General features: G+C 72.5%; 26 protein-coding genes and 1 pseudogene. 25 read left to right on the top strand and 2 right to left on the bottom strand.

Annotated elements, in window-relative coordinates:
• Positions 1 to 43: 43 nt before the first annotated feature.
• Positions 44 to 1,609, top strand: coding sequence for a signal recognition particle protein (ffh, locus tag ACIGXM_RS32275; RefSeq protein WP_396567197.1), 1,566 nt, complete (start codon positions 44 to 46; stop codon positions 1,607 to 1,609).
• Positions 1,610 to 1,687: 78 nt separating this feature from the next.
• Positions 1,688 to 2,212 carry a GNAT family N-acetyltransferase gene (locus tag ACIGXM_RS32270; protein WP_396567195.1) on the top strand — a complete coding sequence of 175 codons (525 nt, stop codon included), beginning with the start codon at positions 1,688 to 1,690 and terminating at the stop codon, positions 2,210 to 2,212.
• A 24-nt stretch (positions 2,213 to 2,236) separates the two neighbouring features.
• Here the strand turns inward: ACIGXM_RS32270 and ACIGXM_RS32265 are convergent, their stop codons facing one another.
• Positions 2,237 to 3,028, bottom strand: a complete 792-nt coding sequence (locus ACIGXM_RS32265) for a class I SAM-dependent methyltransferase (protein ID WP_396567193.1) — start codon at positions 3,026 to 3,028, stop codon at positions 2,237 to 2,239.
• Positions 3,029 to 3,229: 201 nt separating this feature from the next.
• On the opposite strand from ACIGXM_RS32265, the gene proS reads away from it, so the two are divergent.
• The 18 genes from proS (at position 3,230) to ACIGXM_RS32175 (ending at position 19,434) form a co-directional block, all read left to right on the top strand.
• A complete protein-coding gene (gene proS / locus ACIGXM_RS32260) occupies positions 3,230 to 4,642 on the top strand; it encodes a proline--tRNA ligase (protein ID WP_396567191.1) in 1,413 nt (470 codons plus the stop codon).
• A 317-nt stretch (positions 4,643 to 4,959) separates the two neighbouring features.
• Positions 4,960 to 5,550 carry a hypothetical protein gene (locus tag ACIGXM_RS32255; RefSeq protein WP_396567189.1) on the top strand — a complete coding sequence of 197 codons (591 nt, stop codon included), beginning with the start codon at positions 4,960 to 4,962 and terminating at the stop codon, positions 5,548 to 5,550.
• Positions 5,551 to 5,745: 195 nt separating this feature from the next.
• The gene (gene rpsP, locus ACIGXM_RS32250) at positions 5,746 to 6,177 is read left to right on the top strand and encodes a 30S ribosomal protein S16 (RefSeq protein ID WP_396567187.1); all 432 of its coding nucleotides are present in this window, start codon (positions 5,746 to 5,748) and stop codon (positions 6,175 to 6,177) included.
• A gap of 2 nt (positions 6,178 to 6,179) precedes the next feature.
• Complete coding sequence (locus ACIGXM_RS32245; RefSeq protein WP_396567185.1) at positions 6,180 to 6,419, top strand: RNA-binding protein; 240 nt, start codon at positions 6,180 to 6,182, stop codon at positions 6,417 to 6,419.
• 89 nt (positions 6,420 to 6,508) lie between these two features.
• A complete protein-coding gene (gene rimM / locus ACIGXM_RS32240) occupies positions 6,509 to 7,057 on the top strand; it encodes a ribosome maturation factor RimM (protein ID WP_396567183.1) in 549 nt (182 codons plus the stop codon).
• Positions 7,058 to 7,071: 14 nt separating this feature from the next.
• Positions 7,072 to 7,890: a tRNA (guanosine(37)-N1)-methyltransferase TrmD gene (gene trmD, locus ACIGXM_RS32235; protein ID WP_396567285.1), complete on the top strand. Its 819-nt coding sequence runs from the start codon at positions 7,072 to 7,074 to the stop codon at positions 7,888 to 7,890.
• A gap of 153 nt (positions 7,891 to 8,043) precedes the next feature.
• Complete coding sequence (gene rplS / locus ACIGXM_RS32230) at positions 8,044 to 8,394, top strand: 50S ribosomal protein L19 (RefSeq protein WP_396567181.1); 351 nt, start codon at positions 8,044 to 8,046, stop codon at positions 8,392 to 8,394.
• A 64-nt stretch (positions 8,395 to 8,458) separates the two neighbouring features.
• Positions 8,459 to 9,310, top strand: coding sequence for a signal peptidase I (gene lepB, locus ACIGXM_RS32225; RefSeq protein WP_396567179.1), 852 nt, complete (start codon positions 8,459 to 8,461; stop codon positions 9,308 to 9,310).
• A complete protein-coding gene (lepB, locus tag ACIGXM_RS32220; RefSeq protein WP_396567177.1) occupies positions 9,300 to 10,196 on the top strand; it encodes a signal peptidase I in 897 nt (298 codons plus the stop codon). The genes lepB (ACIGXM_RS32225) and lepB (ACIGXM_RS32220) overlap by 11 nt, the downstream gene beginning before the upstream one ends.
• 261 nt (positions 10,197 to 10,457) lie before the next feature.
• Positions 10,458 to 11,477, top strand: a complete 1,020-nt coding sequence (lepB, locus tag ACIGXM_RS32215; RefSeq protein ID WP_396567175.1) for a signal peptidase I — start codon at positions 10,458 to 10,460, stop codon at positions 11,475 to 11,477.
• Between the two features lie 118 nt (positions 11,478 to 11,595).
• The gene (lepB, locus tag ACIGXM_RS32210) at positions 11,596 to 12,354 is read left to right on the top strand and encodes a signal peptidase I (protein WP_396567173.1); all 759 of its coding nucleotides are present in this window, start codon (positions 11,596 to 11,598) and stop codon (positions 12,352 to 12,354) included.
• Positions 12,351 to 12,824: an NUDIX hydrolase gene (locus tag ACIGXM_RS32205; RefSeq protein WP_396567171.1), complete on the top strand. Its 474-nt coding sequence runs from the start codon at positions 12,351 to 12,353 to the stop codon at positions 12,822 to 12,824. The genes lepB (ACIGXM_RS32210) and ACIGXM_RS32205 overlap by 4 nt, the downstream gene beginning before the upstream one ends.
• A gap of 56 nt (positions 12,825 to 12,880) precedes the next feature.
• On the top strand, positions 12,881 to 13,207 hold the full coding sequence (locus ACIGXM_RS32200) for a DUF2469 domain-containing protein (protein ID WP_184935368.1): 327 nt from the start codon (positions 12,881 to 12,883) through the stop codon (positions 13,205 to 13,207).
• A gap of 112 nt (positions 13,208 to 13,319) precedes the next feature.
• Entirely contained in the window at positions 13,320 to 13,778 is a 459-nt protein-coding gene (locus ACIGXM_RS32195; protein ID WP_396567169.1) for a YraN family protein, read from the top strand.
• A 1-nt stretch (position 13,779) separates the two neighbouring features.
• Positions 13,780 to 15,402, top strand: a complete 1,623-nt coding sequence (locus ACIGXM_RS32190; protein ID WP_396567167.1) for a YifB family Mg chelatase-like AAA ATPase — start codon at positions 13,780 to 13,782, stop codon at positions 15,400 to 15,402.
• Between the two features lie 55 nt (positions 15,403 to 15,457).
• Entirely contained in the window at positions 15,458 to 16,669 is a 1,212-nt protein-coding gene (gene dprA, locus ACIGXM_RS32185; RefSeq protein WP_396567165.1) for a DNA-processing protein DprA, read from the top strand.
• A 1,261-nt stretch (positions 16,670 to 17,930) separates the two neighbouring features.
• Positions 17,931 to 18,737 (top strand): RNA polymerase sigma factor WhiG, encoded by an 807-nt coding sequence (whiG, locus tag ACIGXM_RS32180; protein ID WP_396567283.1) that lies wholly within the window; start codon positions 17,931 to 17,933, stop codon positions 18,735 to 18,737.
• A 127-nt stretch (positions 18,738 to 18,864) separates the two neighbouring features.
• Positions 18,865 to 19,434 carry a TetR/AcrR family transcriptional regulator gene (locus ACIGXM_RS32175; RefSeq protein WP_396567281.1) on the top strand — a complete coding sequence of 190 codons (570 nt, stop codon included), beginning with the start codon at positions 18,865 to 18,867 and terminating at the stop codon, positions 19,432 to 19,434.
• Between the two features lie 104 nt (positions 19,435 to 19,538).
• On the opposite strand, the pseudogene ACIGXM_RS32170 reads toward ACIGXM_RS32175, so the two are convergent.
• Positions 19,539 to 20,012: pseudogene (locus tag ACIGXM_RS32170) on the bottom strand (peptidoglycan DD-metalloendopeptidase family protein); the annotation flags it as partial.
• A gap of 631 nt (positions 20,013 to 20,643) precedes the next feature.
• On the opposite strand from ACIGXM_RS32170, the gene rpsB reads away from it, so the two are divergent.
• From rpsB to ACIGXM_RS32145, 5 genes are all read left to right on the top strand, one after another.
• The gene (gene rpsB, locus ACIGXM_RS32165) at positions 20,644 to 21,501 is read left to right on the top strand and encodes a 30S ribosomal protein S2 (protein WP_396567163.1); all 858 of its coding nucleotides are present in this window, start codon (positions 20,644 to 20,646) and stop codon (positions 21,499 to 21,501) included.
• A 130-nt stretch (positions 21,502 to 21,631) separates the two neighbouring features.
• The gene (gene tsf / locus ACIGXM_RS32160; RefSeq protein ID WP_396567161.1) at positions 21,632 to 22,471 is read left to right on the top strand and encodes a translation elongation factor Ts; all 840 of its coding nucleotides are present in this window, start codon (positions 21,632 to 21,634) and stop codon (positions 22,469 to 22,471) included.
• Between the two features lie 204 nt (positions 22,472 to 22,675).
• Positions 22,676 to 23,431 carry a UMP kinase gene (gene pyrH / locus ACIGXM_RS32155; protein ID WP_396567159.1) on the top strand — a complete coding sequence of 252 codons (756 nt, stop codon included), beginning with the start codon at positions 22,676 to 22,678 and terminating at the stop codon, positions 23,429 to 23,431.
• Positions 23,432 to 23,505: 74 nt separating this feature from the next.
• Positions 23,506 to 24,063 (top strand): ribosome recycling factor, encoded by a 558-nt coding sequence (gene frr / locus ACIGXM_RS32150; protein ID WP_396567157.1) that lies wholly within the window; start codon positions 23,506 to 23,508, stop codon positions 24,061 to 24,063.
• Positions 24,063 to 25,016, top strand: a complete 954-nt coding sequence (locus ACIGXM_RS32145; RefSeq protein ID WP_396567155.1) for a phosphatidate cytidylyltransferase — start codon at positions 24,063 to 24,065, stop codon at positions 25,014 to 25,016. The genes frr and ACIGXM_RS32145 overlap by 1 nt, the downstream gene beginning before the upstream one ends.
• Positions 25,017 to 25,066 lie beyond the last annotated feature (50 nt).

The following is a 25,066-nucleotide window of genomic DNA, read 5'->3' as shown; positions in this document are numbered from 1 at the left end:
ACGACCGTATGCCAATCGATGCCGCAAGGGACCCGCGACCGACGTGTTCGATACTCTCTCCGACCGCCTCGCAGCGACGTTCAAGAACCTCCGGGGCAAGGGCCGCCTCAGTGAGGCGGACATCGACGCCACCGCACGCGAGATCCGGATCGCCCTGCTGGAAGCCGATGTCGCGCTGCCGGTCGTGCGGGCCTTCATCAAGCAGATCAAGGACCGGGCGCTGGGCTCGGAGGTCTCCGGCGCGCTGAACCCGGCGCAGCAGATCATCAAGATCGTCAACGAGGAACTGATCAACATCCTCGGTGGCGAGACCCGCCGGCTGCGGTTCGCCAAGACCGGCCCCACCGTGATCATGCTGGCCGGTCTCCAGGGTGCCGGTAAGACCACCCTGGCCGGCAAGCTCGGCCACTGGCTGAAGCAGCAGAAGCACACCCCGCTGCTGGTCGCCTGCGACCTGCAGCGCCCCAACGCGGTCACCCAGCTCTCCGTGGTGGCCGAGCGGGCCGGCGTGGCCTTCTACGGCCCCCAGCCGGGCAACGGCGTCGGCGACCCGGTCCAGGTGGCCCGCGACTCGATCGAGTACGCCAAGCAGAAGCAGTACGACGTCGTCATCGTCGACACCGCCGGCCGGCTCGGCATCGACGCCGAGCTGATGCAGCAGGCCGCCGACATCCGCGCCGCGGTCAACCCCGACGAGGTCCTCTTCGTCGTCGACGCGATGGTCGGTCAGGACGCGGTCACCACCGCGCAGGCCTTCCTCGAGGGTGTCGACTTCACCGGCGTGGTGCTCTCCAAGCTGGACGGTGACGCCCGCGGTGGTGCCGCGCTCTCGGTCGCGCACGTGACCGGCCGGCAGATCATGTTCGCCTCCAACGGCGAGAAGGTCGACGACTTCGACGCCTTCCACCCGGACCGGATGGCCTCCCGGATCCTCGGCATGGGCGACATGCTGTCGCTGATCGAGAAGGCCGAGCAGACCTTCTCGCAGGCCGAGGCCGAGAAGATGGCCGCCAAGCTGCAGGGCGGCGGCAAGGACTTCACCCTCGACGACTTCCTGGCGCAGCTGGAGCAGGTCCAGAAGATGGGCTCGATCTCCAAGCTGCTCGGCATGCTCCCGGGCATGGGCCAGATCCGCGAGCAGATCAACAACATCGACGACAAGGACGTCAACCGGGTCGGCGCGATCATCAAGTCGATGACCCCGGCCGAGCGGACCGACCCCAAGCTCATCAACGGCTCGCGCCGGCTGCGCATCGCGAAGGGCTCCGGCGTCGGGGTCGGCGAGGTCAGCAACCTGGTCGAGCGCTTCTTCGATGCGCGCAAGATGATGACCGCGATGGCCTCCGGCAAGGGCATCCCCGGCATGCCGGGCATCCCCGGGATGGGTGGCGGCGGCAAGAAGTCCGGGAAGAAGGCGCCGGCCGCCAAGGGCCGCAAGAAGTCCGGCAACCCGCTGAAGCGGGCGCAGGAGGAGCAGGCCGCCGCGGCCCGCCGGGCGCTCGGCGCCGGGCAGGCCCAGCCGCCGGCCCAGGGCGGGGCGTTCGGCCTCGGCCCGGGCCAGGGGCCGGCCGACTTCGAGCTGCCGAAGGAGTTCAAGGACCTGCTCTGAGCCGGTCCTCCTGACGGCCCGCCAGCTCCCCGGTATGCCCGGGGGCGGCGGGCCGTCGGCATGCCCGATGATGTTCGGATGACGCGAGTGACGATCCGTGCCCCCAGGTCCTCCGACGCCGAGATGTACGCCGAGGCGGTCCGCCGCTCCGCCGAGCACATCGGACGCTGGAACCCGGTCGAGCCGGACGGACTGCCCGACCTGCTGCAGCGTCAGGGCCCCGGGTTGCGCACCTTCCTGATCGTCGATCTGGCCACCGGTGGGCTGGTCGGCAAGTGCAACGTGGCCAACATCGTGATGGGCCGCTTCTGCAACGGCGCCTTGGGCTACGACAGTTACGTCCCGTTCGTCGGCACCGGGCGGATGACCGAGGGGATGCGGCTGGTGCTGGACAGCTGCTTCGCCGACCAGACCGTCGGCGGCCTCGGACTGCACCGGTTGGAGATCAACGTGCAGCCGGAGAACGAGCGCTCGATCGCGCTGGCCCGCCGGCTGGGCTTCCGGCACGAGGGCTTCACCCCGCGGATGCTCTTCCTCGACGGCGCCTGGCGCGACCACGAGCGGTTCGCGCTGACCGTGGAGGAGTGGGTCCCGCTCCGCTAGCGCGGGCGGGCCGCTCGGTGCCGCTCAGCGCGGCCGTTCGGCGACCACGTAACGGAACACGTTGGCCATCCGCACCGAGCCGTCCGGGGCGGTGAACGGGTGCAGCGCCTCGATCAGCTCCTTGGCCACCGGAACCTCCCCGGAGTAGGCCACCGCCCGGTCGTAGAGCCCGGTGGAGAGCAGGCCGCGGACCGCGCTGTCCAGGTCCGGGTAGGCGAACGGGCAGTTCACCCGGCCGCTGCCGGCCGGTCGCAGTCCGGCCCCGGCCAGCAGCCGTTCCAGCACGCCGGGCGCGCTCGGCGCGAACGGATCCCGGGGCGGGCACGGTCCGCTCCGCCGGCGGGCCAGCTCCAGCACCGCGGCGCTCTCGCAGCGCTCCGCCGGCCCCCAGCCGGCCAGCACCACGTGGCCGCCGGGCAGGGTGAGCCGGGCCGCGTCGGCCACCAGCCGGCACGGGTCCGCCGTGTGGTGCAGCTGTTCGAACACGGTGACCAGGGAATGCGCCGTTCGGGGGACGTCCGGCTCGTCGCGGCCGTCGGCCAGCACCCGCAGCCGTCGCCCGCGGGCCAGCGCGCGCAGCTCGTCCTCCGCCTCCAGTCCGGCCACCTGCGCGCCGTGCGCCGCGGCCAGCAGCAGCGAGAGTCCGGAGCGGCAGCCCAGGCCCAGCACGCTGGTCGCCGGGCCGACCTCCAGCCGCTGGTAGACCGCCTCGTAGAGCGGCACGAGCATCCGCTCCTGGATCTCCGCCCAGTCGCGCGCCCTGCTCTGTCCGAGGGAGCGGGCCAACCCTGGGGCGGTGCCTTGCGCTGAAGCCATCCTGCGGCCTCCCATCCGGTCCGTGGACGTGCTGCGTATGCTCCCCCCGACTCTTCAGCCCCGCATCCAGCGAACAGCGGCTCGGGCACGCCGTCCAGAGGGGTGCACCGGAGCATCCGGAGCCGCTGGTCGTGCGCCCCCTGCGCGCTCCCGGGGGAACGAATTCACACTCCCCCGCCCGGGCGCCGTACGATTCGCCCCGTGGCAAAGGCTCCCGTTCTCACCCCCCAGGCGGACGACTTCCCGCGCTGGTACCAGGATCTGATCAACAAGGCCGAGCTGGCCGACAACGGTCCGGTGCGCGGCACCATGGTCATCCGACCGTACGGCTACGGCCTGTGGGAGCGGATGCAGCAGGAGATGGACGCGCGGATCAAGAAGGCCGGCGCGCAGAACGCCTACTTCCCGATGTTCATCCCGCAGTCCTACCTCACCCGTGAGGCCGAGCACGTCGAGGGTTTCGCCCCCGAGCTCGCGGTGGTCACCCACGGTGGCGGCAAGGACCTCGAGGAGCCGGTGGTGGTCCGGCCCACCTCCGAGACGATCATCAACGAGTACTTCTCCAAGTGGGTGCAGAGCCACCGCGACCTGCCGCTGCTGATCAACCAGTGGGCCAACGTGGTCCGCTGGGAGCTGCGTCCGCGAGTCTTCCTGCGCACCACCGAGTTCCTCTGGCAGGAGGGCCACACCGCCCACGCCACCTACGAGGACGCCCGGGCCTACGCGTCGATGATCCACACCCGGGTCTACGGCGACTTCATGACCAACGTGCTGGGCATCGACGTGGTGCTCGGCCGCAAGACCGCCCGCGAGCGGTTCGCCGGCGCCATCAACACCCTCACCCTGGAGGGCATGATGGGCGACGGCAAGGCGCTGCAGATGGGCACCAGCCACGAGCTGGGCCAGAACTTCGCCAAGGCCTTCAACACCACCTACCTGTCCGCCGGCTCCGAGCGTGAGCACGTCTGGCAGACCTCCTGGGGCGTCTCGACCCGCATGGTCGGCGGCCTGATCATGTCGCACGGTGACGACAACGGCCTGCGCGTCCCGCCGCGGCTGGCCGCCGTGCAGGCCGTGGTCCTGGCGATCAAGGGCGACGACGCGGTGCTGGCCAAGGTCCGCGAGATCGGTGCCGCCCTGGAGGCGGCCGGCATCCGCACCGTGGTCGACGACCGCACCGACACCCCGTTCGGCCGCCGCGCGGTGGACTGGGAGCTGAAGGGCGTCCCGCTGCGGATCGAGGTCGGCCCGCGCGACCTGGAGGCCGGCACCGCGATGCTGGTCCGCCGGATCCCCGGCGGCAAGGCGCCGGTCGCGGTGGACAGCCTGGCGGCCGTGCTGCCCGGCATCCTGGAGGAGGACCAGGCGCTGCTGCTCCAGCAGTCCCGCGAGCGCCGTGAGGCCCGCACGGTCGAGGTCAGCGGCATCGACGAGGCGGTCGAGGCGGCCGCCACCGGGTGGGGCCGGATCTCCTGGGCCGAGCTCGGCCCGGAGGGCGAGGCCGAACTCGCCGAGCAGGGCGTCTCGGTCCGCTGCCTGATCGCCGCGGACGGCTCGGTGCCGGCCACGGACGATCAGGAAGGCAACATCGCGATCGTCGCCCGGGCCTACTGAGTAACTACTCGGTGACGGCGTCTCGCCTACTGGCCGGTCGGCTCCCGGAGGGCCCCCACTAGCGGTACGGTGTACGGCCCGTGGCCCTGTCAAGTGGACAGGGTCCGGGCCGTCTGCCCCGGTGCGGAATTCGCCGCGCCCGGGTGCCGTCGGCCTCCGGCGAGCAGCGGCGGGGGCCGGAAACCGAGGGGGTTGAACTTGCGTCAGATCCCGCACGCTCAGGAGCGTCTTTATGACGCTGGGCTGAGAACGCACTGGGAATTCCCGGTGACCGCCCAAGCATGGAACACCACCCCCGACTCCCTCGTTGGCATAGCGTGAGCACGACACAGCCCCTCGTCCTCGCGGCCGAACTGGCCGCCGCCTGGAGCGACATCCAGGCCTACCACCACGACCTGCCCGACCTCGCCTCGCCCGAGGCGTTGATCGGCGAGTCGTCCTCGGCCTGCGGCACCCAGCTCGGCTTCGAGCGGCTGCTGCACGAGGCCGCCCACGGTCTGGCCGCCGCCCGCGACATCCGGGACACCTCCCGGGCCGGGCGCTACCACAACCGCCGGTTCCTGTTGCTGGCCTCCGAACTCGGCCTCGCGCACCCGGTCGAGCCGCACGCCAGCAGCGGCTTCTCCCAGGTCACCATGCTCGCGGAGACCCGCGACCGGTACGCCGCCACGATCGAGCGCCTCGATCTGGCGCTGGGCGCGCACCAGCAGGCGGTGGCCGGTGCCGCCGGCGACGGCGGCGTGCTGCGCGCGTTCCGCGGGCCGGCCGCGCGGCACGGCTCCTCGGGCGGTGGCGTCCGGGTCAAGGCGGTCTGCGGCTGCGGGCGAAACGTCCGGGTGGTTCCGTCGGTGTTGGCCCAGGCCTCCATCGTGTGCGGAGCCTGCCAGCAGCCGTTCAAGATCGCCTGACAGCAGCCTCCCTGGCCGGGGCCCTGCCCCGGTCGGGGGACCCCGCCCGATGTGGCACAATCGATAGCTGATACCCGGCAGCCAACAGGACCCCTCTCTCCTACGGCTGGCGTGTCATTCGAACGGCCGACCCCCGCAACCCCACGCGGAGTGCGCGGCTGCTCACCCACGTCAACTCCAGGAGATTCCACTCCCGTGGCAGTCAAGATCAAGCTCAAGCGTCTCGGTAAGATCCGCTCCCCGCACTACCGCATCGTCGTCGCCGACTCGCGCACCAAGCGTGACGGCCGCGCGATCGAGGAGATCGGCATCTACCAGCCGACCTACAACCCCTCGAAGATCGAGGTCGACTCCGACCGCGCCCAGTACTGGCTGTCCGTCGGCGCCCAGCCGACCGAGCCGGTCCTGGCGATCCTCAAGCTCACCGGCGACTGGCAGAAGTACAAGGGCCTGCCGGCCCCGGCGCCGCTGAAGGTCGCCGAGCCCAAGGTCGAGGACTTCTCGCACCTGTTCGCCAAGGCCGTCGCCGGCTTCGAGGACAGCACCACCGGTGTCGCCATCACCCCGAAGGCCAAGAAGTCGGACAAGGCCGAGGCTGACGCCGACGCCGCTTCCACCGAGGCCTGATCGTGATCGAGGACGCCCTCGATCACCTGGTGAAGGGCATTGTCGAGCACCCCGACGAGGTGCAGGTGCGCTCGCGCAACCTTCGTCGCGGGAACACCATCGAGGTGCGCGTGCACCCCGATGACCTCGGCAAGGTGATCGGCCGGGGCGGCCGGACCGCACGCGCGCTGCGCACCGTGGTCGGCGCCCTCGGCGGTCGCAACGTCCGGGTCGACCTGGTCGACGTGGACAACATCCACTGACGATCACCGTCGTCTGCTTGGACCGGCCGGGACGCGTGACGCGTCCCGGCCGGTCCGTTTTTCTCGGTACTAGTGCTCAGGAGTGCACCGTGCAGCTCGTCGTCGGCCGGATCGGCCGTGCCCACGGCATCAGGGGGGACGTCAGCGTCGAGGTCCGGACGGACGAGCCGGAGCTGCGGCTCGCCCCCGGTGCGGTGCTGCTCACCGACCCCGCCTCGGCCGGACCGTTGACCGTGGAGTCCGGCAAGGTGCACAGCGGTCGGCTGCTGCTGCGCTTCGAGGGGGTCAAGGACCGCAACGCCGCCGAGGCGCTGCGCAACACCATCCTGATCGCCGAGGTCGACCCGGACGAGCTGCCCGAGGAAGAGGACGAGTACTACGACCATCAGCTGATCGGCCTGGACGTCGTGCTGCTGGACGGCACCCCGGTCGGCGAGCTGACCGAGGTCGTCCACCTGCCGTACCAGGACCTGCTCACGGTCACCAAGCCGGACGGCACCGAGGTGCTGATCCCGTTCGTCGCCAGGATCGTGCCGACCATCGACCTGGAGAACCAGCGGGCCGTCATCGACCCGCCGGGCGGCCTGATCGACCCGGCCGAGGCCGAGGTCGACGGTGGTCCGGAGGAGGCCCGGTGACCGAGCAGCACGGCATGCGGATCGACGTCGTCACGATCTTCCCGGAGTACCTGGAGCCGCTGAACGTCTCGCTGGTCGGCAAGGCGCGCGCCCGTGGCCAGCTCGACGTGCACCTGCACGACCTGCGGGACTGGACCACCGACGTGCACCGCACGGTGGACGACACGCCGTACGGGGGCGGGCCGGGCATGGTGATGAAGCCGGAACCGTGGGGGGAGGCGCTGGACGCGGTGCTCGCGGCCGGCCCCGCGGACCAGCTGCCCACCCTGGTGGTGCCCACCCCGAGCGGCGTTCCGTTCACCCAGCAGCTGGCCCAGGAGCTCGCCGGGCGCCCGTGGCTGACCTTCGCGCCGGCCCGCTACGAGGGCATCGACCGCCGGGTGATCGAGGAGGCCGCCACCCGGATGCCGGTGGTCGAGGCCTCGATCGGCGACTACGTGCTGGCCGGCGGTGAGGTCGCGGTGCTGGTGATGGTCGAGGCGATCGCCCGGCTGCTGCCCGGCGTGCTCGGCAACGCCGAGTCGCACCGCGACGACTCCTTCGCCCCCGGCGCCATGGCCGACCTGCTGGAGGGGCCGGTCTACACCAAGCCCGCCGAGTGGCGCGGCCGCGAGGTGCCCGAGGTGCTGCTCAGCGGTCACCACGGGAAGATCGCCCGCTGGCGCCGGGACCAGGCCTTCGCCCGTACCCTGGCCAACCGGCCCGACCTGGTGGCCCGCTGGCCGCAGGCCGCGATCGACAAGAAGGACCGCGAGGCGCTGAGCGTCCTCGGCCTGCGCTGGGACGACGGGCAGGGCCGATTTCGGCGCACGGCCGACGCTGTGGAAGAATAGGCGGCTGTTGTCTGTCGCTGGGCTCCCGTCGGGGAGCCGGTGGTCCGGTGCCCCCGCCACGGGGGGTACACCCCCGGCCGATGCGGCCCGCAGCACACCCCATTGTGACGAATTTTCCGTGGGCGGCCCGTGGCGCCCGCGATGGAGAGCATCATGAGCAACAAGCTCGCTGGTGTCGACGCGGCCTCGCTGCGCACCGACATCCCGGCCTTCCGCGCCGGTGACACCCTGAAGGTCCACGTCCGGGTCATCGAGGGCAACCGCTCCCGTGTCCAGGTCTTCCAGGGCGTCGTGATCCGCCGCCACGGTGCGGGCATCGGTGAGACCTTCACCGTCCGCAAGGTCAGCTTCAACGTCGGCGTGGAGCGCACCTTCCCGGTGCACACCCCGATCGTCGAGAAGATCGAGGTCGTCACCCGCGGTGACGTCCGCCGCGCCAAGCTGTACTACCTGCGTGACCTCCGCGGCAAGGCCGCGAAGATCAAGGAGAAGCGCGACCGCTGATCCACCGGCCCCGGCCGTCGGCCGGGGCTCGGCACGCTCAGACTGGGCCGCTAAGCTCAGCCCGATGAGCACGCACGAACCGATCGCGGACCGCGACGGCGACACCGCACCCTCGGGTGCGGGACTGCCGTCGCGGTCCGCGGCCGTTTCGCCGGCCGTTTCGCCGGCTGTCTCGCCGGCCGACGAGCCGCCCGCCACGGATGACGTGCCGGCCACCGGTGACGACGCGGAGGAGCGCGGCTGGCGCGGCCGCGACCTGCTCGTGCTCGGTGGGATCTGCCTGGCCGTGCTGCTGCTCGTCAACGTCTTCGTGGCCCAGCCGTTCGTGGTCCCCTCCGCCTCGATGGAGAACGCGCTGCGACCGGGCGACCGGTTGGTGGTGGACAAGCTCGCGTACCAGTTCGGCGGCCAGGTCCGGCGCGGTGACGTGGTGGTCTTCGACGGCACCGGGTCGTTCCTGCCCGAGGACGGGGAGCCGAGCGGCATCGGGCCGGCGCTCCAGCGGTTCGGCGCCTCGCTGGGCCTGGCGCCCTCGGACGGCTCGGTCTTCGTCAAGCGGGTGATCGGGGTCGGCGGTGACCGGGTGACGTACCACGTGGGTGACCAGCACCTCACCGTCAACGGGGTCCCACTGGACGAGTCCGACTACCTCTTCCCCGGCGAGGCGCCGTCCACCGTCGGCTTCGACGTGGTGGTGCCGCCCGACGAGCTCTTCGTGCTGGGCGACCACCGCGCCGACTCCAGCGACTCCCGTGACCACCTGGGTGACCCCGGCGGCGGCTTCGTGCCGGTGGACAAGGTGATCGGCCGTGCGGAGTGGGTGGTGTTCCCGATCGGCCACTGGACCGCGCTGGACCGGCCGGCCGGGTTCGCCGCCATCGGCGCGGCCAGGGGGACCGGTGCGCATGGCGGGTAGCCGGACGGCCGCCGCGTCGGCGAGTCCCGCACCGCCCCGGGGGCGCGCGCAGCGGCGCAAGGCGGCCCGGCGCGCCGCGAGCCGTGGGCGGCGTGCGCTCTGGCGCGAGATACCGGCCATCGCGGCGGTCGCGCTGGTCATCGCGCTCGTCCTGAAGACCTTCTTCGTCCAGGTCTTCGTGATCCCGTCCGGTTCGATGGAGCAGACCATCCGGATCGGCGACCGGGTGCTGGTGGACAAGCTCACCCCGTGGTTCGGGGCGCAGCCGCAGCGCGGCGACGTGGTGGTCTTCAAGGACCCCGGCGGCTGGCTGGCCGGCGAGAACCAGACCGACACCGACGGACCGCTCACCCGCGGCGTCAAGCAGGCCTTCAGCTTCGTCGGTCTGCTGCCGGCCTCCGGTGAGCAGGACCTGATCAAGCGGGTGATCGGGGTCGGCGGCGACACCGTCGCCTGCTGCGACAGCCAGGGCCGGGTCACCGTCAACGGCAAGCCGCTCGACGAGCCGTACCTCGCCCCGGGCAACCCGCCCTCGCGGATCCCGTTCCAGGTGACCGTGCCGGCCGGCCGGATCTGGGTGATGGGCGACCACCGGGACCTCTCGGCCGACTCCCGCTACCACATGTCCGATCCCGGACAGGGGACGGTTCCGCTCTCCGACGTGGTCGGCCGGGCCTTCCTGATCGGCTGGCCCTTCGACCACTTCCGGTGGCTCTCCCGGCCCGACACGGCCGCCTCGCTGCGGGCGCCGCCGGCCGGCCCGGCGGAATCACCCGCCCCGAGGCCGGATCCTCTGGAACCTTCGCTCGTTATGGGGATGTTGGGCGTCTCCCCGGCCGCCGTTCGGCGGCTGCGCGGCGCCGCCAGGGGCCAGGCCCGGCGCTGACCCGGTGGATCGGACGGCGCCCGACCGGCCCGGTCCGGGTGGATCCGACGCCGTGTGGGAGAGCCCGGGCGACCGCCCGGAGTGATAGAGAAGTGCAGGAGTCCCCGCCGCCCGGCGGTGGGGTGCTCCCAGGGCTGTGTCAGGCCGCCGAGCAACGGGCAGATCCGAGGCGGATTCACGGTCAGGCACGGAGCGTGGTGCCCGCTGTGCGGCACTGGTGAGCGCGGGCGATGGACGTCCGCACAGCAGGGAGGAGATGTCGTGGGGGATCTGGTGATCGGCGCCCGCTCGGGGCCGGGTGAGCCCGAGGGCTCCGACGGCCGGACGGCCCAGTCCGCCGAGTCCGGGCACCCTTCGGAGCCGTCCGACGAGGTCCCGAGCGGCGCGGAGCCGGCCGGTGCCGGTGCGTCCGGCGGGCTGTCCGGTGGTGGCCCGTCCGGTGGCGGATCCGGCACGCCCGGCGTGCCCGGCGAGGTCAAGGAGCGGCCGGCGCCCGAGCGCAAGCAGCGCTCGTTCTGGAAAGAACTGCCGATCCTGGTCATCATCGCGCTGCTGCTGGCCTTGGTCATCAAGACCTTCTTCGTCCAGGCGTTCTCGATTCCCTCGGAGTCGATGCAGAACACCCTGCAGGTCGGCGACCGCGTGCTGGTCGACAAGCTGACCCCCTGGTTCGGCGCCAAGCCGGAGCGCGGCGAGGTCGTGGTCTTCCACGACCCGGGCGGCTGGCTGGACGGCGAGGGCAGCACGCAGAGCTCCAACCCGGTGGTCCGGGGCGTCCAGGACGTGCTGAGCTTCATCGGCCTGATGCCCTCGGCCAACGAGAAGGACCTGATCAAGCGGGTGATCGGGGTCGGCGGCGACACCGTCGAGTGCGACGGCACCGGGCCGCTCAAGGTCAACGGCGTGCCGCTCAACGAGCCGTACGTCTACCCGGGCGCGACCCCGTGCGGCACCAAGCCGTTCGGGCCGATCACGGTGCCGGCGAACAGCATCTGGGTGATGGGTGACCACCGCGACGACTCGCTCGACTCGCGGTACCACATGGACCAGCCGGGCGGCGGCAGCGTGCCGGACAGCGACGTGGTCGGACGGGCGTTCGTGGTGGCCTGGCCGATCGATCGCTGGTCGACCCTGGCGATCCCGTCGACCTTCAGCCAGAAGGGGATCTCCGCGACCGGGCTGGTTCCACCGATGGCCGGCGCGGTCGGCACCCTGCCGGTCGCCTGGTACCTGCGCCGGCGTCGGAAGCAGGATGCCGGACGACCGGGGACCGAGGACTGAGGACCGAGACCGCGAGTGCGGCTCCGACTCTTGCGCGGGCCGTGGTACCGACGAGTAATCTGCTCGGACGTACCACGGCCCGCCGCCGTGTCCGGCCCCCTCACCCTGGACGGTTCCGATGAGCAGGCTCGCCGAAGCAACCGCCGCCGGCGCCCCGTCCGCCGGGAGCGGTGCGGGGCGCCCTCGGGTGGGCGCGGCGCTGCAGGGCGTGGCGCTGGCGGTCGGGCTGGCCCTGCTGGTGGGCGGCTTCGCGCTGGTCGCGCTGGACTACCGGCCGTACCGGGTGCCGACCGCCTCGATGACACCGACGATCGGGGTCGGTGACACGGTGCTCGCGCGCAAGGTGAGCGGCGGGTCGGTGGGGCGCGGCGACATCGTGGTCTTCCAGGACCCGGCCTGGGGCTCGGCCACCCTGGTCAAGCGGGTCGTCGCGGTGGGCGGCGACACGGTCGCGTGCAGCGGGCCCGGCGGCAGGCTGACGATCAACGGTACGCCGGTCGACGAGCCGTACCTGGCCAGCGGCGGTGCCGAGGGCCAGGCGGCCTTCACCGCCAAGGTGCCGGCCGGGCGGCTCTTCCTGCTGGGTGACAGCCGGGTCGGCTCGCTGGACTCCCGGGCCCACCTGGACGTGGACGCGGGCACCGTGCCGGCCTCGGACGTGCTCGCCCGGGTGGAGGCCATCGCCTGGCCGTCCGACCAGGCCAAGCTCCTACGGCGGACGTCGGCGTTCGACGGTCTGGGCGGGCCGGTGGCCGGCCGGCCCGGGCCGCTGGTGCCGGCCACCTGGGCCTCGGTGTCGGGCGCGGTGCTGATCGTGCTGATCTCGCTGACCGGACCGGTGGCGGCGCTGGCGCGGCGGATCCGGCGCCGGTCATGACCGTGGAGCGCCGCCGGGCGGCCCGGGTGCTGCTGCTGGACGGGCGGGACCGGTTGCTGCTCTTCCACGGCTTCGACCCCGCGGAGCCTGCCCGGACCTGGTGGTTCACCCCCGGCGGCGGGCTGGAGCCGGGGGAGGACACCCACCGGGCGGCGTTGCGCGAGCTGGCCGAGGAGACCGGGCTGACCGGGGTGGAGCTGGGGCCGGTGGTCGCCGTCGACCGGGCCGACTTCCGGTACGACGGACGCCGGTACGAGCAGGAGCAGTGGTTCCACCTCGGGCGGACCGTGGAGACCCGGTTGGACTGCTCGGGGAGCGCGCCGGACGAGCGGCCGCAGCTGACCGAGGCGCGCTGGTGGACGGTGGCCGAGCTGCGGGCCAGCAGCGAGACGGTCTACCCGCGGCAGCTCGCCGACCTGCTGGAGCGACTGCTGGTGGAGGGACCGCCAGTAGTTCCGGTACGCCTCTGAGTGAGGGCGACGTGGTCCACAATGGGGAGGGACTGGACGAGCCGAGGGGACGCCGCATGAGTGCCGAAGATCTCGAAAAGTACGAGACCGAGATGGAGCTCAAGCTCTACCGGGAGTACAAGGATGTCGTCGGCCTGTTCAAGTACGTGATCGAGACCGAGCGGCGGTTCTACCTCACCAACGACTACGAGCTGCAGGTGCACTCGGTGCAGGGCGAGGTGTTCTTCGAGGTTTCGATGGCCGACGCCTGGGTCTGGGACATGTACCGGCCGGCGAGATTCGTCCGCAAGGTGCGGGTGCTGACCTTCAAGGACGTGAACATCGAGGAGCTGGCCAAGAGCGATCTCGAGCTGCCCTCGGACGAGGCCGGCTTCGGCAACTGACCCGGTGACCGCTGGCCGACGTTCGAAGTCGTCCACACCCCCCGGGTTGTCCACAGGGGAACGGGACCTGCTGCCCTGAGCGGCGCGGCGCTGGCAATCTCCGTACACGGAGGTGATCGCCGTGCAGAACGCACACACCGCCCTGGGCCGCTACGGCGAAGAGGTGGCTGCCCGTCGGCTCGGCCTGGACGGCCTGCAGGTTTTGGAGCGCAACTGGCGCTGCTCGGACGGCGAGCTGGACATCGTCGCGCTGGACGGCGAGACGGTGGCCGTCTGCGAGGTCAAGACCCGCTCGGAGCGGGGGTTCCAACAGCCGCCGGAGGCGATCGGGCCGGCCAAGGCCGAGCGGCTGAGACGGCTCGCCCAGCGGTGGCTGAGCGAGCGCTGGCCGCTGCACTTCGGCCTGCTGGCCGAGCGGGTCGCGGGCGGGGCCCCGGCGGCCGAACCCGCCGTGCCGCCGGCCGACCAGGCCGTTCCGCTGCCGCCGGGCGGGGTCAGGATCGACCTGGTCTGCGTGGTCAGCCGGATCCGGGGCGCGGCACTGGTGGAGCACCTGCGGGGGGTGGTCTGAGATGGCCTTCGCCCGTACCTGCTCGGTGGCCCTGGTCGGCGTCGACGGCGTCGTGGTCGAGGTCCAGGCCGATCTCGAACCGGGCGTCGCCGCGTTCACCCTGGTCGGCCTCCCGGACAAGGCACTCAGCGAGGCGCGGGACCGGGTGCGCGCCGCAGTGGTCAACAGCGGTGAGAGCTGGCCGCAGCGCAAGCTCACGGTCGGGCTGAGCCCGGCCTCGGTGCCCAAGAGCGGCAGCGGATTCGATCTCGCGGTCGCCTGCGCGGTGCTGGCGGCGGCCGAGCGGCTGCCCCCGCCGGCCATCGCCGACCTGCTGGTGATCGGCGAGCTCGGGCTGGACGGCCGGGTCCGGCCGGTCCGCGGGGTGCTGCCCTCGGTGCTCGCCGCCGCCGAGGCGGGCTACCGCCAGGTGGTCGTCGCCGAACAGACCGCGGCCGAGGCGGCCCTGGTCCCGGGCGTCTCGGTGCTCGGCGTGCGCAGTCTGCGGCAGCTGATCGCGCTGCTGACCGACGCGCCGGTGCCGGAGGAGCCGCCGGACCCGGTCGGCGGGCGCCCGGATCCGCTGATGGCCGGGCTCCTGCTGCCCGGCTCGGCCGTGCGCGGGACGGCCGCCGACCCGGCGTTCGGGCCGGACCTCGCGGACGTCGCGGGCCAGGGCGAGGCCCGGCAGGCCCTGGAGATCGCCGCGGCCGGCGCCCACCACCTCTACCTGAAGGGCCCGCCCGGCGCGGGCAAGACCATGCTGGCCGAGCGGCTGCCCGGCCTGCTGCCGCCGTTGACCCAGGCCGAGGCCCTGGAGGTCACCGCGGTGCACTCGGTGGCGGGGCTACTACCGCCGGGGCGTCCGCTGGTCGACGTGCCGCCGTACTGCGCGCCGCACCACTCGACCACGATGCCCGCGATCGTCGGCGGCGGCAGCGGGTTGCCCCGCCCCGGCGCCGTCTCGCTGGCCCACCGGGGGGTGCTCTTCCTGGACGAGGCGCCGGAGTTCCCCGTCCGGGTGCTCGACGCGCTGCGGCAGCCGCTGGAGTCCGGCGAGGTGGTGATCGCGCGTTCGGCCGGATCGCTGCGGCTGCCCGCGAGGTTCCTGCTCTGCCTCGCGGCGAACCCCTGTCCGTGCGGCCGCTACTCGCGGCGGGGGGCGAGCTGCGACTGCACGCCCGCCATGGTGAGCCGGTATCAGGGTCGGCTCTCCGGGCCGCTGCTGGACCGGGTGGACCTGCGGGTGCAGGTGGACCCGGTGACCAGGGCCGAGCTGATGCAGTGCGGTGGCCGGGCGGAGAGCACCGCGGTCGTCGCCGAGCGGGTCCGGGCTGCCCGGGCACGGGCCGCCGACCGCCTCCAGGGCACCCCGTGGCGGACCAACTCCCAGGTGCCGGGCCGCGAGCTGCGCTCCCGCTGGCGACCGGAGGAGGGGGCGCTGGTCGACGCGGAGCGCGAGATGGAGCGCGGCCAGCTCACCGCGCGCGGGCTGGACCGAGTGCTCCGGGTCGCCTGGACGGTGGCGGACCTCGCCGGCCGCGCTGCCCCGGGCCGGTCCGAGCTGCGGACGGCGTTGGTGCTTCGCCGTGGCTTCCCGACCGGGCTGCCGCTGCCGGGCCCGTTCGGCGTGCGCGCCGGATGAACCACCGTCAGTGGCGGTGTCCGACCTGATCCAACCGACCCGAAGGAGGGACCGGATGAACGACGTCCGACCGACCCGCGGTCAGACCGCCCTGGACCTCGGCGCTCCCGCCGCCGCCCCGACGGTCCCGCTCCCAGCCCGGGGCGTCGGCGCCGACGCCGAGCGGCTCGCCCGTGCCGCGCTCACCCGGCTGGCCGAACCGGGCGACCGGGCCGTCGGCCGGTGGCTGCTCGATCACCCGGCCGCCGAGCTGCTGCGGGTCATCCGTGATCGGACACCGCATCCCGAACTCGGCCTCGACCAGGCCAGGGTCGCGGCCCTGCACGCCCGGCTGCCGGGCACCGACCCGGCCGCCGACCTCGCCCGGGCCGGCTCCCACGGCGGCCGCTTCCTGATCCCCGGCGATGCGGAGTGGCCGAGCCAACTGGACGATCTGGCCGACGCCACGCCGGTGGGCCTCTGGGTGCTGGGCACCGGATCGCTGCGGCTGCTGGCCCTGCGCTCGGTGGCTGTGGTCGGTGCCCGGGCCTGCACCTCCTACGGTGCCCATGTCGCGGGCGAGCTGGCCGCCCAACTCGGTGAGCGCGGCTGGGTGGTGGTCTCCGGCGCGGCCTACGGGATCGATGCCGCCGCGCACCGCGGCGCGCTCGCGGTGGGCGGCGCCACGGTGGCGGTGCTCGCCTGCGGCGTGGACGTCGCCTACCCGCGCGGGCACCACGAGTTGATCCGCCGGATCGCCGAACAGGGCCAGTTGGTCAGTGAACTCCCACCCGGGGAGCACCCGAACCGTTTCCGCTTCGTGCTGCGCAACCGGGTGATGGCGGCACTGACCCGCGGCACGGTGGTGGTGGAGGCCGCCCGGCGCAGCGGCGCGCTGAGTACCGCCCGGCGGGCCCAGGAGCTCAACCGGCACACCATGGGCGTCTGTGGACCGGTCACCTCCGAACTCTCCGCCGGTGTACACGCGCTGCTGCGCTCGGGCGCCGCGACGCTGGTCACCGACGCCGCCGAGGTGGTCGAGCAGATCGGGGCCATCGGAGAGGACCTGGCCCCGCTGCGTGACGGCCCGCTGCGACCGAGGGACGTCCTGGGGCACGCCGCGGCCCTGGTGCTGGAGGCGATCCCGGCGGGTCCTGACGGTGCGACGGTCGAGTACCTCGCGCGGCGCGCCGGGTTCCCGCCCGACGAGGTCCACAAACGGCTGTACGAGCTCTGTTCCCTGGGCTTCGTCCAACGGGCGGGGTCGCACTGGAGGGTGACGCGCTGACGGCTGCCGGGCCGCGGGGTGATGCGCCGACCGCACGACGGGCAGTCCGGGACCCCGGGGGCGCAATGCCCGGTTCCGGCGTGCGCACTCCTGCGACCGAGTGAACGCCACCAGAACGGGCGACGGCCGAGTGGTGGTAGCGCAGCGCATCGACTCGGTCACGCTACGCTCGCTATGGCTTCCCTATCAGCACATGACTCGGCAGAACGGCGCAGACCCACGTATGCCCACACACATTCCCGGACACCGGGTGACCAGTGCCGGTCGGCCCCTGGGGGGCGCTGGCACCGAGTCGAACTCCGGTACCGATGTCCAGCCGCAGGGACGGAGTCCTCGCAACACGCAGCCGTCGAAGCCCCAGCTGCCGAAGGCGCCGGAGGCGGGTCCAGGATCTTCGCCGAACCAGTCCTCGCCGGACTCGTCGGCGGTCGGCCCCGCGAGCGCCGGGGGGGCGGGGAGCGAGACCGCGGGTGCCGCCTCGGCGGGTGTGGGCGGCGCGCCGACGGTGGAGCACCTCCCGGAGGCGAGCACCGCGGCCGGAGCGGCGGCCCCGGGTCGTGCCGCGCCGCGCCCACCAGGAACCTCCCGCCCGGCCGACGGCGGCCGCGGGCAGGAGGCTGCTGGGGAGCGCGGCCAGGGCGACGCCGGGCCGGCCGGTTCGGGTGCCGGCACGAGCGGGGCATCGCCCAGGCGTACCGCGCGTACCGTCGCGGCGCGCTCCGCGGCGCCGCGGACGGTGGTGCCGATCGCACAGTTGGGTTCGTCGGCACCGCGCGTCGGGCGCTCGGCGACCGTCCCCAGGCCGCTCTCGGAGGCCCAGCCGCCGGCCGGTCTGGTTCCACTGCCTGCCCCGGCCCCGCTTTCGTCACCGGCGCCGGACCGCGACACCCTGGCGACATCCTCGCGGGTGGCGGACACCGCGCCCGTGCCGGACGAAGCCGCGCTCGCCGCTCCTGACCTCAGGCCGGCCCCCCGCCGACGCCCGTTGGCGCGCGGCGGTGCTCCCGGGATGGTCGGCAACCCCGTCGGTACGGTCGGCGGCGTCTCGGCCCGGGCACCAGTGGGGCAGTCGGGCAGGGTGGTCGGCCTGGTCGCGATGCCGCCCTCGCCCCGGGAGGGCGGTTCCCGCGCGGAGTGCGCGGCGGCCACCGCCGGCGGACCGGGTGCCGTCGCTCCGGGCGGACCCGACCGCACCCCGTTCACCCAACCCGTCGCCCACGGGCCCGCCCCAGCGGCCGCGTCCGGCGGTGGGGGCACCCCGGTGCGCCGGGTGCCACCGCAGCCCGGGCAGGAGCGCGAACCCGATCCGGGCACCGCGCTCGAAGCGCTCTGGCGCTCCTACAAGGGAACCGGCGACCCCAGACTCCGCGAGCAGCTGATCCTCCACTACTCCCCGCTGGTGAAGTACGTGGCCGGCCGGGTCGGGGTGGGCCTCCCGACCAACGTCGAGCAGGCCGACTTCGTCTCCTCCGGCGTCTTCGGGTTGATCGACGCGATCGAGAAGTTCGATCCCGACCGGGCGATCAAGTTCGAGACCTACGCGATCAGCCGGATCCGCGGCGCGATCATCGACGAGCTGCGGGCCCTCGACTGGATTCCCCGGTCGATCCGGCAGAAGGCCAAGGCCGTCGAGCGGACCTACGCGGCGCTGGAGGCCCGGCTCCGGCGGACCCCGCACGAGCCGGAGGTCGCGGCCGAGATGGGCATCGCCATCGAGGACCTGCACGCGATCTTCAGCCAGCTCTCGCTCGCCAACGTGGTGGCCCTGGACGAACTGCTGCACCCCGCCGGCGAGGGCAGCGAACGTCTGAGCCTGGTGGACACCCTGGAGGACACCGGCGCGGACAACCCGGTCGAGGTCGCCGAGGACCGCGAGCTGCGCCGACTGCTGGCCGGGGCCATCAACACCCTGCCCGAGCGGGAGAAGACCGTGGTGACGCTCTACTACTACGAAGGGCTCACGCTGGCCGAGATCGGTCAGGTGCTCGGGGTCACGGAGAGCAGGGTCAGTCAGATTCACACCAAGTCCGTTCTGCAACTGCGGGCCAAACTGTCCGACCTGCGCTGAATGCGTCGCGAGTGGTGAACGTGGTCCGCGCCGCGGGTCCGCCCGTCCCGGGCGAATGCGTGCCGCCACTTCCCCCGACCTAAGGGCTCCGTACAGTGGGAGGGTGCCGAAGATCCGAGCGGCCAACCTGGCCGAGCACCGTCAGCTGCAGCGCGCAGCCCTCCTGGACGCTGCCCGCTCGCTGCTGACCGAGGGCGGGATGGAGGCGCTGACCTTCCCCGCCCTGGCCGCGCGCACCGGGCTGGCCCGCTCGTCGATCTACGAGTACTTCCGCTCGCGAGCCGATGTGGTGGAGCGGCTCTGCGAGGTCGACTTCCCGCTCTGGGCCGCCGAGATCGAGGCGGGGATGGCCTGCTGCGACACGGCGCTCAGCAGCTTGGAGGCGTACGTCCGTGGTCAGCTCGCCCTCGCGGGCGATCCGCGACACCGCGCCATCGCCGCCATCTCCGCGCTGGAGCTCGACGACACGGCCCGGGAGCGCATTCGCGCGGCGCACGCCGGTTTGGTGAATCTGGTGGTCGACGCCGTCCGGGAGCTGGGCCACCAGGAGCCGCGGCTGGCGGCAGCCCTGCTGCAAGGGGTGGTGGAGGCAGCGGTCAAGCGTTCCGACGGGCTCGGGGACGAGGAACGCCGGACGGTGGCCGACGCCGCCGTGGCGCTCGCGCTGCACGGCCTGGCCGGCTCCCACGCGGTCTGAACCCCGCCGGGTCCCTCGGCCGGCGCGCGGGTCGTGCGCGCCGGGGCGCGCAGTGGTAGCAGTCGAGCGTGGCCGATGCCCAGCAGGGCGAGTGGGTCGAGATAGCGATCACCGCGCAGCAGCCCCCAGTGCAGGCAGCCGGTCGCGCAGTGGCCCGCCCCGGGCGCGACCAGGCCGATGGCCTCGCCGGCCGTGACCGCCGAACCGACCGGCAGGCTCCCCGCCACCGGGAGGTACGTGCTGTGCAGCGGCGGCACACCCGTGCCGGGGTGTTGGACCGTCACCACGGGACGCCCGGCCACCATGCCCGAGAAGCTGATGACGCCGCCCGCGGCCGCCCGAACCGTCGCCCCGTCCGTAGCGGCGAGGTCGACGCCGCGGTGGCCGGCCGCCCACGGCGCTGGTGGGGCGGCGAAGCGGCCGAGCAACCCCGAGGCCCCACCGACCGGCCAGGCCCGCCCAGGCCCGACGGCCGCCGGCGGCCCGGGACCGTCAGCGGGGATCGCGGCGGTGACCAGGGTGGCCGCTGGTCGAAAGGAGGGCGGCTCGGCCGGCCGGGCAAAGGCCGGCCGCCCCATCGGCGCGAGCGGGCTCACCAGGACAGCGGTGAGGGCCAGCAGCGGCAGCAGCACGAGCAGGCGTGCGGCCCGGCGGCGCGGTGTGGTGGTGCCGGCAGCGCCGGCGGAGAGCCGGGGGAGCGCGGAGCACGCGAGCATCGAAAGGTTCATGGCCCGAGGCTCCGCCCGGACGCGCCCCTCGACCAGCCCCGCTTCGAGAGCTGTGGACAACCCGGCCCTGTGGACAGCAGTGGAAAGTCGGCCCGCTTTCGGACGACCGGCCGGACCGTGGCCCGCGCTCCGAGGGCGGGGCGCCCTGCCCAGCCGCGCAGAGTCGCCGGTCACGCGGGGCTTCCCGTACACTTCACACGCGACCCGGTCCACCGGGTCGACTTCGCACGCCCCGCCACTGGCGAACAAGCGCGCGCCGAGGCCCTCCGGGCCCGGTCCGCCGCCCCGTCCGGTGCGAGTGCCGCTCGGTCCGCCGAGCCTGTCGCGGCCCCGCCGCCCAGGCCCCAGCGGCTCGGCACGTCCGGGGCGTCAGGCGTGACGGTCACCCCGACCGGCACGGACAAACCGAGCCTGACCTGGCCATCGCCGAGGCGCCAGCCCCGGCGGTACAAACCAGGCGCAACACCTGAGGAGCACGGCCATGGCCGTCGTCACGATGCGGGAGCTGCTGGAGAGCGGCGTCCACTTCGGTCACCAGACCCGCCGCTGGAACCCGAAGATGAAGCGCTTCATCTTCACGGAGCGCAACGGCATCTACATCATCGACCTGCTGCAGTCGCTGAACTACATCGACCGCGCGTTCGAGTTCGTCAAGGAGACCGTCGCCCACGGCGGCAGCGTCCTCTTCGTCGGCACCAAGAAGCAGGCCCAGGAGGCCATCGCCGAGCAGGCCACCCGCGTGGGCATGCCCTACGTGAACCAGCGCTGGCTCGGCGGCATGCTGACCAACTTCTCCACCGTCTACAAGCGTCTGCAGCGCCTCAAGGAGCTCGGCGAGCTGGACTTCTCGGACGTGGCCGGCTCCGGCCTGACCAAGAAGGAGCTCCTGGTCCTCCAGCGCGAGCACGACAAGCTGGAGAAGACCCTCGGCGGTATCCGCGACATGCAGCGCGTCCCGAGCGCGGTCTGGATCGTGGACACCAAGAAGGAGCACATCGCCGTCGGCGAGGCCCGGAAGCTCAACATCCCGGTCGTCGCGATCCTCGACACCAACTGTGACCCCGACGAGGTCGACTACAAGATCCCGGGCAACGACGACGCGATCCGCTCCGTCACCCTGCTGACCCGTGTGATCGCCGACGCCGTCGCCGAGGGCCTGAAGGCCCGCGCCGGTGTCGCCAAGGGCGACGTCAAGGCCGAGCCGGGTGCCGACCAGCCGCTGGCCGACTGGGAGCAGGACATCCTGGCCGGCGAGAAGAAGGCCGAGGAGGCCCCCGCCGCCGAGGCGCCCGCCGCCGAGGCCCCGGCCGTCGAGGCCCCGGCCGCCGAGCAGGCCTGACGTACCGAGGGTGAGGGGTGCTCGCCGGTACGCACCGGCGAGTGCCCCTCTCTCCACGTGCCGGGGCTGAACCACGAGCCCAGGCGCACCCACCCCGCAGACACGCGAGACGCGAGAAGAGATTCACACCATGGCGAACATCTCCGCCGCGGACGTCAAGAAGCTCCGTGAGCTCACCGGCGCCGGCATGATGGACTGCAAGAAGGCGCTCGACGAGGCCGAGGGCAACGTCGAGAAGGCCGTCGAGCTGCTCCGCATCAAGGGTCAGAAGGGCGTCGCCAAGCGCGAGGGCCGTGACGCCTCCAACGGCGCCGTCGCCGCGCTGATCGCCGATGACAAGAAGTCCGGCGTGCTGGTCGAGCTGAACTGCGAGACCGACTTCGTCGCCAAGGGCGAGAAGTTCGTCGAGGTCGCCAACACGATCGCCGCCCACGTCGCCGCCGCCACCCCGGCCGACCTGGACGCCGCGCTGGCCTCCGAGATCGAGCCCGGCAAGACCGTCCAGCAGTTCGTGGACGAGGCCAACGCCGCTCTCGGTGAGAAGATCGTCTTCCGCCGGTTCGCGCAGTTCGCCGGCGACGGCTTCGTCGCGGTCTACCTGCACAAGACCAGCCCCGACCTGCCGCCGGCCGTCGGCGTCCTGGTCGAGCTGGACAAGGAGAACGCCGAGGTCGCCAAGGACGTCGCGCAGCACATCGCCGCCTTCGCCCCGACGTACCTCTCCCGCGAGGAGATCCCGGCCGAGGCCCTGGAGAACGAGCGCCGCGTCGCCGAGGCCACCGCTCGCGAGGAGGGCAAGCCCGAGGCCGCCCTGCCGAAGATCGTCGAGGGTCGGGTCACCGGCTTCGTCAAGGAGAACTCCGTTCTGGAGCAGGCCTTCGCGAAGGACAACAAGAAGACCGTCGCCAAGGTGCTCGAGGAGAACGGCGTCGCCCTGAAGCGCTTCGCCCGCTTCCGCGTCGGCGCCTGAGCCACGTTCACCGGGGTTCCCGCCTAAGGTAGGAACCGCCGCCGCCGCTGCGAACCAGCGACCCGGCACCATGAACGACGAGGAGGCCATTGCCGTGCAGGACACCGTCCCGGTTCCCGCGGCAGTGGCCTCCTCTCGTGTACGCGCAGGTCTGGGCCCAGCCCGTCCGGTCCTGTGAACCAGCAGGTTAGAAGGAGAAGTTCCATGCACGAGCCGCAGGAGACCGCGCAGGACGGTACGCGTCGTCGCGTTCTGCTCAAGCTGTCCGGTGAGGCGTTCGCCGGCGGGGGCGGCCTCGGCGTCGATCCCGACGTGGTGCACGCCATCGCCCGGGAGATCGCCACTGTGGTCCGGCAGGGCACCGAGGTCGCCGTGGTCATCGGCGGCGGCAACTTCTTCCGCGGCGCCGAGCTGCAGGTCCGGGGCATGGACCGGGCCCGCTCCGACTACATGGGCATGCTCGGCACCGTGATGAACTGCCTCGCGCTGCAGGACTTCCTGATGAAGGAAGGCATCGAGACCCGGGTCCAGACGGCCATCACGATGGGCCAGGTCGCCGAGCCCTACCTGCCGCTGCGAGCGATCCGGCACCTGGAGAAGGGCCGCGTCGTGATCTTCGGCGCCGGGATGGGCATGCCGTACTTCTCCACCGACACCACCGCCGTCCAGCGCGCCCTGGAGATCCACGCCGAGGTGCTGCTGATGGGCAAGAACGGTGTCGACGGGGTCTACGACTCCGACCCCAAGACCAACCCGGACGCGGTGCGGTTCGACGCGCTGGAGTACGCCGAGGTGATCTCGCGCGACCTCAAGGTCGCCGACCTGACCGCGATCACCCTCTGCAAGGACAACGGCCTGCCGATCCTGGTCTTCGAGCTGCTCGCCGAGGGCAATATCGCCCGTGCGGTGAAGAGTGAGAAGATCGGCACACTCATCAGCCAGGATTCCGTCCGGGCCTGAGCAGCATTCCCCCGCACGCCCCAGGCCGTGCGGAACATCAGTACGCCAGAAGGCAACCGGACAGGGAGCAGACTGTGACCGAAGAGATCCTCCTCGAGGCCGAGGAGAAGATGGAGAAGGCCGTCGCGGTCGCCAAGGACGACTTCGCCGCCATCCGCACCGGCCGGGCCCACCCGGCGATGTTCAACAAGATCGTCGCCGACTACTACGGTGCCCTGACGCCGATCAACCAGCTCGCCTCGTTCTCCGTGCCGGAGCCTCGGATGGCGGTCATCACGCCGTTCGACAAGAGCGCGCTGCGCAACATCGAGCAGGCGATCCGCGACTCCGACCTCGGGGTCAACCCGTCCAACGACGGTGCGATCATCCGCGTGACGTTCCCGCAGCTCACCGAGGAGCGCCGGCGCGAGTACATCAAGGTCGCCCGCGGCAAGGGCGAGGACGCCCGGATCTCCATCCGGTCGATCCGCCGCAAGGCGAAGGACTCCTTCGACAAGCTGGTCAAGGACGGCGAGATCGGCGAGGACGAGGGCCGCCGCGCGGAGAAGGAGCTCGACGACACCACCGCGAAGTACGTCGCGCAGGTGGACGAGCTGCTGAAGCACAAGGAAGCCGAGCTGCTCGAAGTCTGATGAACGACGCCCCGAACGCCCCTGGCTACTGGGGCGCAACCCCGCAAACCCCTCCGGCGGCCGAGGACGACGACCCGGCCGCCGGACACCCCCACCCGGAGACCGCAGTGGCCCAGGCCGACCCGCAGCAGCCCCGCAAGCAGCGCGGCGGGCGCAACCTGCAGGCCGCGATAGGGGTCGGGGTCGGCCTCGGTGCGGTCGTGGTGGCCTCGCTCTTCGTGGTGAAGGCGGTCTTCCTGGCCGTGGTGGTGGCCGCGATCTCGGTCGGCGGCTGGGAGCTGACCAGCCGGCTGGCCGAGCGCAAGGAGATCGAGGTCCCGCTGCCGCCGCTGCTGGTCGGTGGCGTGGCCATGCTGACGGCGGCGTACTGGCTCGGGCCGGAGGGCTCGGCCGCGGCGCTGGCGCTCACCGCGCTGGCCCTGATGGTCTGGCGGATGAGCCGGCCGCCGGAGAACTACCTGCGCGACATAACGGCGGGCGTCTTCACGGCGTTCTACGTGCCGTTCCTGGCCTCCTTCGTGGCGCTGCTGCTGGCGGCGCACGACGGTCCGCAGCGGATCGTGCTCTTCCTGGTGGTCACGGTCTGCAGCGACACCGGGGCGTACGCGGTGGGCTACAAGTTCGGCCGGAACAAGCTGGCGCCGACGATCAGCCCGGGCAAGACCCGCGAGGGCCTGGCCGGCGGGATCGCGCTGTCGATGTTGGCCGGCGCCCTGCTGATGCAGTGGATCATCGAGGACGGCCGCTGGTGGCAGGGTCTGATCCTGGGCGGCTGCGCGGCGGTCGTCGCCACCCTGGGTGACCTCGCCGAGTCGATGATCAAGCGGGACCTGGGCATCAAGGACATGGGGACCCTGCTGCCCGGCCACGGCGGCATCATGGACCGCCTGGACTCGCTGCTGCCGACCGCCCCGGTGGTCTGGCTGCTGCTCACGGCCTTCGTCGGCCACTGACAGGGACGCTCGCTGGGGCCCCGGACGCACGCCGTCCGGGGCCTCGTGCA

Origin of the sequence: Kitasatospora sp. NPDC052896, from assembly GCF_044547075.1 — a bacterium.
Taxonomy (GTDB): domain Bacteria; phylum Actinomycetota; class Actinomycetes; order Streptomycetales; family Streptomycetaceae; genus Kitasatospora.
The sequence above is the reverse complement of the archived record's forward strand: the minus strand, read 5'-3'. Positions and strand labels throughout refer to the sequence as shown.